General features: G+C 43.1%; 4 protein-coding genes. All 4 read left to right on the top strand.

Annotation, left to right across the window (positions count from 1 at the left end):
• The first annotated feature begins 157 nt into the window (after window positions 1-157).
• Window positions 158-3,502 carry a DUF5107 domain-containing protein gene (locus PSM36_RS10215; protein WP_076930813.1) on the top strand — a complete coding sequence of 1,115 codons (3,345 nt, stop codon included), beginning with the start codon at window positions 158-160 and terminating at the stop codon, window positions 3,500-3,502.
• Window positions 3,503-3,514: 12 nt separating this feature from the next.
• Window positions 3,515-6,343 (top strand): sugar-binding domain-containing protein, encoded by a 2,829-nt coding sequence (locus PSM36_RS10210; protein ID WP_076932182.1) that lies wholly within the window; start codon window positions 3,515-3,517, stop codon window positions 6,341-6,343.
• 289 nt (window positions 6,344-6,632) lie between these two features.
• Complete coding sequence (locus tag PSM36_RS10205; RefSeq protein ID WP_076932181.1) at window positions 6,633-9,719, top strand: SusC/RagA family TonB-linked outer membrane protein; 3,087 nt, start codon at window positions 6,633-6,635, stop codon at window positions 9,717-9,719.
• A 13-nt stretch (window positions 9,720-9,732) separates the two neighbouring features.
• Complete coding sequence (locus PSM36_RS10200) at window positions 9,733-11,523, top strand: RagB/SusD family nutrient uptake outer membrane protein (protein WP_076930812.1); 1,791 nt, start codon at window positions 9,733-9,735, stop codon at window positions 11,521-11,523.
• Window positions 11,524-11,551 lie beyond the last annotated feature (28 nt).

Genomic DNA, 11,551 nt, shown 5'->3' with positions numbered 1-11,551 from the left:
ACAGAATTAAATACAAAACATGAAATAGTTTTAATTAGTTTGAATATCAATATTTTTTAATGCCAATAGGTTGAATATCAATTACGATAAGTAAGATGAATAATATACACTAAAGAGAGTTTCAACCTTGTATTTAAAACAGTAGCAATTTTTTGAAATGGAAGAAGTGACGAATTATTTGATTCAATCGACAGTCGACGACCCTCAGGTTGTAAAAGCATGGATGGAAAATATCTCTCTTCCCACTTACGAAGTGGGAGAAGAAGAAAGAAATCCGGTTTTTTTAGAAAAAAGAGTTTACCAGGGAAGTTCGGGTGTGGTATACCCCTATCCGGTAATTGAAAAAATCAGGGACAAAAAAACGAATAAAGTATATAAAGCGCTCTTTATTGAAAATATATATATTAAGGTAATGATCCTGCCTGAGTTGGGAGGGCGTATCCAGATGGCTTACGACAAGATAAGGAATGCGCATATTTTCTATTACAACCAGGTGATCAAACCGGCCTTAGTGGGCTTAACCGGCCCGTGGATATCCGGAGGTATAGAATTTAACTGGCCGCAGCATCATCGTCCCAGTACCTTTTATCCTGCCGAATTTATGATAGAGGAATATCCCGACGGAAGTAAGACGGTATGGTGCAATGAAGTGGAACGTATGTTCCGGTTAAAAGGAATGCATGGCATTACACTCTACCCCGACAAGGCATATATCGAGATTAAAGCGAAGGTGTACAACAGAACACCGTTTCCCCAGACCTTTCTTTGGTGGGCCAACCCTGCAGTGGCTGCCGATGATGCCTACAAATCGGTTTTTCCACCCGATGTAAATGCTGTCTTTGACCATGGGAAGAGGGATGTATCCTCGTTTCCTATAGCTACCGGAATGTATTATAAGCATGACTATTCGGAGGGTGTTGATATTTCGAGATATGCCAATATTCCGGTTCCGACATCTTATATGGCGATACAATCGAATTACGATTTCGTGGGCGGATATAATGAAGAATCGAATATGGGATTGCTGCATATCGCCAATCATCATATCTCCCCGGGGAAAAAACAGTGGACCTGGGGTAATGGTGATTTCGGAAAGGCATGGGAACGTAACCTGACGGATGAAGACGGGCCGTATATCGAGTTAATGACGGGTGTGTACACCGATAATCAACCTGATTTCAGCTGGTTGCAGCCTTATGAAGAGAAATCCTGGACGCAGTATTTTATGCCTTATGCGGAGGTTGGCAGCGTAAAAAATGCAACGAAAGATGTGATTGCCGGTCTTGAAGTGGATGGGAAAACAGCTTCCGTTACTGTATATGGCACGTCAAAGAAGGGAGTGACAATCTCATTGAAAAATGGAACCGGCAGCCTCTTATTGAATGAAAAAACAGAACTCTCTCCTGAAACACCCTTTAAAAAAACGGTCGGACTGAATAATGGAAACAGGGAGAATATTGTGTTGACAATTTCAACGGACAATGGAAGTGAGCTATTGAAATACACTACCGGAAAAGAAACGGATAGTTCAGTGCCTCCGGCTGCCGAAGCGGCCGATGATCCGAAAGATATACCTCTGATCGAGCAGCTTTATCTTACCGGTCTTCATCTGGAACAATACCGGCATGCCACGTTCAATCCCGTTGATTATTATGAAGAGGCGCTTTCGCGTGATCCGGGGGATGTGCGTTGTAACAACGCTCTCGGACTCCTTTTAATGAGAAGGGGACAATTCAAAAAGGCCGAATCCTATTTCGAAAAAGCAATCGAGACGCTTACCAAAAGAAATCCTAATCCATACGATGGCGAGCCTCATTACAATTTAGGGTGCTGCCTGAAATTACAATCGAAATTGGATGAAGCTTACAACGCCTTTTTTAAATCGGCGTGGAATGCGGCATGGAAAGATCCCGCTTATTTTTCAATTACACAGATAGATTGTACACGTAGAAATTGGGATGTAGCGCTGGAACATATTGAACAGAGCCTGCTCTGCAACTGGCACAATCACAAAGCACGCCAGTTGAAGGCTTCCATACTGCGTAAAAAGGGAAAATCGGATACTGCCTTACAATGGACGGAGGCATCGTTGGAGATCGACCGGTTTAATGTGGGATGCCTTTTCGAGCAATATCTCTTTACGGGAAAAGAGGAATTGAAAAGGAAAATTGTGGAGCTTTTGCAGGGTAATCCGCACAGCTATCTCGAATATGCGTTGGACTTTGCAGCAGCCGGATTATACGATGAAGCGATTGAATTGTTGGAATGGGCTATAGGGACAGATGCCGGTTCCTATCCCATGATCCGGTATGCATTGGGATTTTTCCTGTCGCACGCTGGCAAAGAAAATGAAGTAAAGGATACCTATAATAAGGCATTCGGGGTATCGCCCGATAAATGTTTTCCTAACCGGTTGGAAGAAGTTGTCATCCTTCAACATGTGCTTACAGTGAATCCGAAAGATTTCAAAGCATTGTATTATTTGGGGAATTTCTGGTATGCAAAGCGGCAATATAAGGAAGCGATCGAATGTTGGGAAAAGGCAATCGGGATCAATGACGAATTTCCTACCGTATTACGAAACCTGGCACTGGCATACTATAATAAAGCAGATAAGAAAGAACAAGCCCTGCAATTACTTGAAAAAGCATTCTTTCTGGATAATAAAGATCCCCGCATACTGATGGAGTTGGATCAGCTATATAAGAAACTGAATTATGCCCCTGCAGAACGCCTCAAAGTACTGGAAGAGCATATGGATCTGGTGGAGCAACGTGACGACCTGTTTATAGAACGGATCGCATTATACAATCAATTGGGTGAATATGAAACGGCTAAAACATTGTGTGCTGCCCGGAATTTCCATCCGTGGGAAGGAGGGGAAGGAAAAATCACCTTCCAGTATACCTATTGCCGGATCCAGTTGGCCAAACAAGCCATCGAAGAAAAAAACTACAGTCTGGCATTGGATTTATTGAAGGAAACCGATGTCTATCCGCATAATCTGGGAGAAGGGAAATTAAGTACGGTGAATGAGAACGATGTGGAATATTACAAGGGTATTTGTTATAGGGGCTTAAAAGATGAGAAAAAGGCAATTGAATGGTTTACAAAGGCAACCAAAGGCCCCGATGAACCTAAACAGGCATTCTATTACAATGATGAGAATCCCGATAAGATCTATTTTCAGGGACTGGCCTGGCGAGCGCTGGGTAATGAAGAAAAAGCACAGGAACGTTTTAAAAAATTAATTGAACATGGAGAAAAGCACATGAATGACAATTGCAAAATCGAATATTTTGCGGTATCGCTTCCCGATCTGGCGATCTGGGAAGAAGATCTGAATAAACGTAACCGCATACATTGCTATAATGTAATGGCATTGGGATGGTTAGGCTTAGGTGAAAAGGAAAAAGCCTGTCTGTCTATGGAAAAAGTGTTGGAATTGGATGTGAATTACCAGGGAACAATGAGTGTTATTTCAATCAATCAATTAAATTAATTGTATTTCACGATGAAAAAAGGAATTTTATTATTGATCTCTCTTCCGTTTTTGATTTTATCCTGTCAAAAACATAAGATTGAAAAAATTGACCTATCAGGTGAATGGCAGTTTCAGATGGATCCGGAGGATCGTGGAATAAATGAAAGATGGTTCGAAAAGAATTTACCTGAAACGATAGTTCTACCTGGTTCAATGGTTGAGAACGGCAAGGGAAACGATATAACGCTTCAAACTAAATGGACCGGAGGAATTAAGAATCCGGAGTGGTATAAAGACCCGAATTATGCTCCTTATGTTGATTCAGCGAATGTCCGGTTCCCATTCTGGCTTCAACCGGAAAAAGAATATACCGGTGCCGCATGGTACCGGAAGGAGATATCCATACCGGCTGATTGGGAGGAAAAAACTGTTTTGTTGACTTTGGAACGCCCTCATTGGGAATCTACCGTTTGGGTTAATGATATGCGAATCGGTATGCAGAACAGTCTGGCGGTACCACATATATTCGATATTTCTCCATTCTTGGAAACAGGTAGCAACATCATCACCATCCGTGTTGATAATCGGACAAAAGATATTGACGTCGGGGAAAATTCGCATAGTATATCCGATCATACCCAATCGAACTGGAATGGTATTGTAGGGGAAATATCACTGGGAACTGCAGGAAAGATATTATTTGATAATATAGAGGTCTTCCCGGATGTAGAGGATAAGACTGTGAAAGTAAAGGCAACAGTGAATAATTCCCTTTCGGAAACACACACTGTAAAGTTTTCTGTTAGTGCCCGTCTTAAGAAAAATGGTAAAAAAGTAAAGGGACAATCGTGGAAGTTTGAGATCTCTCCCGGTAAGAATGATGTGGAGATGATGTATAACATGGGAGAAGACGCCCTGCTATGGGATGAATTCAATCCGAATGTGTACAAACTCCTTCTTACGATGAATTCGGGTCATGAAACGGATATATATTCAGTTGATTTCGGGTTACGTGAATTTAAGGCAGAGGGTTCCCGTTTTGCCATTAACGGCCGGCCTGTCTTCCTGCGTGGAACGCTGGAATGTGCTATTTTCCCTCTAACGGGTTATCCGCCTACCGACATTGCATATTGGAAGAAAATATACACGGCTATACAAGCCCATGGTTTGAATCACATTCGGTTTCATTCATGGTGTCCGCCGGAAGTTGCTTTTGAAGCAGCAGACGAAATGGGTGTTTACCTTCAGATTGAATGTTCTTCCTGGGCCAACCAAAGTACACAATTGGGAAGCGGATTGCCTGTAGACCAGTATATTTGGGATGAAAGCGAGCGAATCGTCAAAAACTATGGCAACCATCCGTCCTTTGTGATGATGGCTTACGGGAATGAACCCGGGGGGCCGAAGTCCAACGAGTTTCTTGCGGAGTTTGTAAGTTACTGGAAAGAAAAGGATGATCGTCGTGTGTATACCAGTGGCGCAGGTTGGCCTGTATTAAAGGTAAATGATTACCATAATATTCCTGAGCCGCGTATACAGAGGTGGGGAGAGGGATTGAACAGTATCATTAACTCACAACCTCCACACACTGATTACGACTGGTCACAAAAAGTGCCTAAAGACGGAATTCCTGTAGTAAGCCATGAAATTGGCCAATGGTGCGTGTATCCTAATTTTAAGGAAATGGAGAAATACACCGGGGTATTGAAACCCAAGAATTTTGAAATTTTCCAGGAAAGCTTGCGGGCACATAAGATGGGGCACTTGGCCGATAGTTTTTTACTGGCTTCCGGAAAACTACAATCATTATGTTACAAGGCTGATATTGAAGCTGCACTTCGTACTCCTGGTTTTGCCGGCTTTCAGTTACTTGACCTGCATGACTTTCCGGGCCAGGGCACTGCGTTGGTGGGTGTTCTCGATCCTTTCTGGGAAGAGAAAGGTTATATTTCCCCTGAAGAATACAGCCGGTTTTGTAATACTACGGTTCCATTGGCACGACTCGAAAAACATATTTTTACCGAAGGTGAAACAATGACTGCAAAAATAGAGGTGGCACACTTCGGAGAAAAACCTTTACAATCCATCAGCCCGAAATGGCAACTTGTAGAGGATGATGAAATTATTTCAGAAGGGATGTTGGATCAGCAGGATATTCCTATAGGAAATGCCATTCAATTGGGAGAGGTGGTCTATAGCTTCCGGAATAAAAATGAATCCCGGAAATTGAGTCTCAAAATAAATATAGAAAAGTTTGAGAACTCATGGGATATTTGGGTTTATCCTGAAAACCAAAATATTGAATCAGCGGATATTAAAGTTGTTGAGGATATTGATAGATCCACTTTGGAATATTTACAGAATGGCGGAAAGATATTGCTCAGTCTGGGTAAAGGTAAGGTGTCTCCGGAAATAGGCGGAAACGTAGGGGTAGGTTTCTCGAGTATATTCTGGAATACGGCCTGGACTGGAAACCAGAAACCTCACACTCTTGGAATTCTGTGTGATCCTTCACATCCCGCTCTTAAAGATTTTCCTACCGAATACCATTCGAATTGGCAATGGTGGGATGCGATGGGGCATGCAGATGCTATAATATTAGATTCTTTGGCTATGGATTTGAAGCCAATAGTCCGTATTATTGATGACTGGGTAAGCAACAGAAGCCTGGCTTTAGTATTTGAGGCAAAAATAGGTAAAGGAAGAATAGTGGTAAGCGGGACAGATCTTGTCAATAATTTAGCATCACGGCCTGAAGCGCGTCAATTAAGAGCCAGTTTAATTCAGTATATGAACAGTGATGCTTTTGAGCCGGGTGTAGGTATAAACCCTGACGATCTGGTGAAAGTAATCAAATAGTACCGATAACGGATATAACTTATCTAAGATTTACTTCAATACCAATACTTCTTTATTTATATAATATAATTATACCATGCTGATTAATAGATTCAGTATAAAGATATGATTTCATTCATTTTGAATAGGACAAGTGAAATTCTGATAAACTGTTAACAAAAACAATTATATATGTATGAAAAAAATGATTCAACAGGTAGATAATTACCTACAAAGGGAGTCAATTAAACATTTTTTATTGACTGTGAGAATAACTTCCCTTTTATTATTTTCCATTGTTTTTTACTCAATGGCAGATAAAGGTTATGAAGATCACGTCAGCCAGCAGCAAAGGAAAGTGATAACCGGCACAGTTGTTGACGAAAAAGGAATACCTATCATAGGGGCAAATATAATTGAAATAGGAACTACAAATGGTACGGTTACCGATGTCGACGGGAACTTTTCACTTCGGGTGAATAATGATGCAAAGATTCGGGTAACTTATATAGGCTATTTCGGACAGGACATTAATACCGGAGACAAGACGACTTTTGACATCACACTACAAGAAGACACGCAGGCTTTGGATGAGGTTGTAGTGATAGGTTACGGTACACAGCGTAAGATAACGACTACCGGCGCTATCACATCTGTCTCGAACGAAGACTTGATAAAAGCGCCGGTAGCTGGGGTAAGTAATGCATTGACAGGCCTCACATCCGGTTTGCAATCCGTACAGGTATCGGGGGAGTTTGGTAATGACAGAGCGAATATCCGTATTCGAGGTATCGGTACTTTGTATACCGGAGGTGCTTCTCCGTTGATATTGGTTGATGGTGTGGAAAGGACTACCTATAACGATATTGATCCTAATGAAATTGAGACACTGAACGTATTGAAGGACGCTTCGGCAACAGCTGTTTTCGGAGTCCGAGGCGCTAACGGAGTCATTTTGATAACAACCCGTTCGGGGAAAGAAGGTAAACCGAAAGTCAGTGCCACGATGAATGCAGCGGCACTGCAACCATCGATATTGCCGGAGATGCTTCGCTCGTATGATTATGCCATATTAAGGAACGAAGCAGAGCGCAATATGGGTCGTACTCCTACTTTTTCGGAGGAAGACTTACGTATCTATCAAAGCGGGGAAGATCCGATCTTTCATCCTGATAAAAACTGGATTAAAGAGTTGATAAGACCTTTGTCGTTTCAGCAGTCATACAATATGAACTTAAGCGGTGGTAGCGAAAGTATGCGCTATTTTGCCTCTTTGGGCTATTTCAATCAGTTCGGTGGATACAACAAACCGGAACAGGATTTCGGTTTCTCGCCCGAACACAACTACGACCGTTATAATCTGCGTATGAATTTTGATTTTGACGTTACGAAAGACCTGTTGTTGTCCGTAAAGTTAGGGAATCAGGTCACCGAGAACATTTTTCCTACCGGCGGTGCATGGGCGGCATTTGACAAGGCGACAAGTACGGCGCCTATGTCGAGTCCCGGTTTTGTAGACGGTAAGGTTATTACGGAAGTATCCGGTTTTCCACAGGGAGTATTGGAGTTTAATCCATGGGTCGAGACAGGTCCTACCAGTGGAGGTAGTTACGGTTTACAGGAAAAGAACTACTCCAATACGATCAATACGAATATATCGTTGCGATACAAACTTGATAAATTTTTAAAAGGTTTGTCAGTCAGGGCTATGGGCGCATATGACTCGTATTACAACAAGTACAGCAGACGTCAGCGTTATTTCGATACATATACTGTTGTGAAAGACCCGGAGACCGGACGCCCTGTTATTTTCAGGAACGACGAAAGCGGTCCGTATTATGGTTTGAGCGAAAATATTTCCGATGCCAATAAATGGAGAAAAATGTATGGTGAAGCTGCTATTGAATATGAGGCTGCCATAGCGAAGGATCACAAGGTAGCCGGACTTCTGCTGGGTACCATGCAAAAGGCCTATTATCCCAGTATGCAATACAAACTACCGACTGCGTATCTCGGTTTAGTAGGCCGTGTTACCTACGATTACAAAAGTAGATACCTGGCAGAAATAAATGCGGGTTATAATGGTTCGGAAAATTTCCCCGAAGGGAAGCGGTTTGGATTCTTCCCCGCATTTTCACTTGGATGGATCGTTACCGAAGAATCTTTCGTTCCTGAAAACAAAGTGCTTACTTTCCTGAAGCTGCGTGGCTCGTACGGAGAAGTCGGGAATGACAAGATAGGTGGCAACAGATATCTCTATCTTCAGGGGCCCTATACATTGACCAATGACGGGAATGCGCGTACCACCTTCGGTATTCCGGGCGTTAATCAGGCCACCTATTCACAATACAAAGAGGGACTTCCGGGCAATCCGAACGTCACATGGGAGCGTGCAAGAAAATGGAATGCAGGTTTTGATATGAAATTGCTGAACGACAAAATGAGTATCACGGTTGATTACTTTGAGGAAAAACGCGATAATATCTTATGGAATTTGTCTACTATCCCGGAATTGGTAGCGATCCAACTCTCCCCTGCAAATATAGGTAAAGTCGACAATTATGGTTATGAACTGGAGGTTGGATACAGGGATAAAATTGAAGCTGTCAATTATTGGGTGAAGGGTCTTTATTCATTTGCCCGCAATACCATCGTTTTCCAGGACGAGCCAAACCGTAGATACGAATGGATGCGTCGGACGGGGCAGTCGGTAGGACAACATTTTGGATTGGTATTCGACGGATTTTACAATACGCAAGAGGAAATAGACGACCCGGAACGTCCCATCTCGCAATGGGAAGGAGCCGGTTTGAAGCCGGGTGATATGAAATATCGTGACTTGAACGGTGACAAGCGTATTACGGAAGAGGATATGCGCCCGATAGGATACAATGATTTTCCGGAAATCAATTACAGTGGTTCGTTTGGCCTTTCGTATAAGGGTTTTGACTTGACTGCATTGGTTCAAGGTGCGGCAAATGTCTCTGTCTATTTTGCAAAACATGCCGGAGCATATCCTTTCGACAGCGATTGGGGGGCGGCCTACACATGGCAGTTGGAACGATGGGAGCAGGGAAGATACGAAAGAGGTGAAAAAATATCCTATCCCCGGGTAGAGCTTTCGCCTACGCTTGGGTTGCACAACTATCAGAAGTCCAGTTTCTGGGTACAGGATGCATCATATGTGAGGCTTAAGAACGTAGAGATAGGTTACCGGCTTCCCTCCTCTTTTCTGAAGAGGATCAAATTGCAAACCCTGCGCTTTTATTTGAGTGGCAACAACCTTATCACGTGGACCGGAATCCGTTATTCCATGGATCCGGATGCAAGAGAATCATACGGACGTGTAATGCCGCCGATGCGGGTATTCAATGCCGGAGTAAATATTCAGTTTTAATATATACATTACTATGAAGAAATATATAATATTTATCAGTTGTTTGATCTTCTCGACAGTGTTTTTTTCCTGCGAAGATTTTTTGGAAAAACCTATCAGTAGCGATATTACTGTAGATAGCGTTTTCAATTCGACCATACGGACAGAGCAATTTTTGTGGAATGTGTATAGTACTGCTTCCATCTATGAATTCAATCATTTCTGGAGCAGTACCGATCCCCGTTTTTATCACTATGGGGCGAGCGGTTCCCTTGTTTCGGTAGCAACAGACGAACTTGAAGTAGAGGGAACTTATCCCGCCATACCACGCTATTTTCATACGGGGACCTGGAATGCGGCGACGATCGACCCCGGCAGTTGGGGATTGGAATTTATGTCGCATATAACCTACCAGGGTATCCGGAATGCAAATATTTTTATTGAAAATGTGGATAAATCGCCTTTTCCTGAAAGCGAAAAGAACAGTATGAAAGCGGAAGCGCGGTTTCTCAGGGCTTTAATGCACTTCGACCTTATGCAGCGTCTCGGCGGTATATCAATAGTAGACCGCGTTTTGTCGGTCAGTTCTATCAATGATGTGGAAGGCGTAAAAATACCTCGTTCGACATATGCCCAAACCGTAGATTTTATTGTTTCCGAATGTGAAGAAGCGGCCAAGTTCCTGCCCAATGTGTATGAGGATACAAAGTATCTCGGACGTATTGTCAAAGGTGCCGCACTGGCTTTGAAAGCCCGGGTATTGCTATATGCAGCGAGCCCTCTCTTCAACGATCCGGAAGGCAAAACATACGTGCCTGTAAGCGATCCTGTTCTCCGTGAATTGATAGGCTATCCGTCGTATGATCAGAACAGATGGCAACTGGCTGTGCAAGCCAATAAAGCCGTGCTTGACTGGGCTTCCGGCGAGAGTGGATGGTGCCGGCTGTACGACGGTTTTGACAATCCGGTGGATCGATATGAAGAAATATTTATCAATCATACTTGTCCTGAAGTGATATTGAGCGCCGGGTTAATGCAGAATGCGGGTGGTTATTTTTGTCTGTTCATGTTGCCGGGGCAGATAATCCCGCAGGGTCAGAACAACCCGTCAAACCATGCCATAACGTTTAATTTCACCAAATTTTATCAGAAAAAAGACGGAACGGACCAGGTATGGGATGAAGTAGAGGGGGTTGCATACCCGTACTCACAGTACCAAAAGAAACTCGGTGAACTGGAGCCGCGTTTTCAGGCTTCTGTTTTCCAGTCCGGTACCGAGTGGTCGAGAGGTTCCGGTACGGTATATCACTTTTATGAAACGAATACGCTACAATTAAAGGATATACGTGGAGTGGGTTTCATGCGTAAGTTCGTAAAAGGAGTAACTCAGAACAGCCCGGCTCCGCGGTGGATAACGTTCCGGTTGGCTGAGTTTTATCTTAATTACGCAGAGGCCCTCAATGAGATAAACGGTAGTCCGACCGAGATAGAATGGGCTGTAAACCAAGTACGGCGCAGGGTGGATATGCCTGATGTAAGATATACAAATCAAGAGGATATGAGAAAAATCATCCGTCGGGAACGAGCCGTTGAATTTGCATTTGAGCAGCACCGCTATTTCGACCTGCGCCGCTGGAAGACGGCGAGCGAGGAGGGGGTGATGAAAGGCAGGATTTATACCCTCAAATTGTATGACACCAAACCGGAGCCGACCTATAAGTTGGAACAGATCTCGAGCCGCGTCTGGGATGATAAAATGTATCTCTATCCGTTCAGGCAGCAAGAAGTCGATCTGGGATATATAACACAAAATCCCGGATGGTAAGATTTAATAATCCACTAATAATATAGTA

Origin of the sequence: Proteiniphilum saccharofermentans, assembly GCF_900095135.1 — a bacterium.
GTDB classification, from domain to species: Bacteria; Bacteroidota; Bacteroidia; order Bacteroidales; family Dysgonomonadaceae; genus Proteiniphilum; species Proteiniphilum saccharofermentans.
Note: the sequence above shows the minus strand (reverse complement) of the source record. Positions and strands in the feature narration are given on the sequence as shown.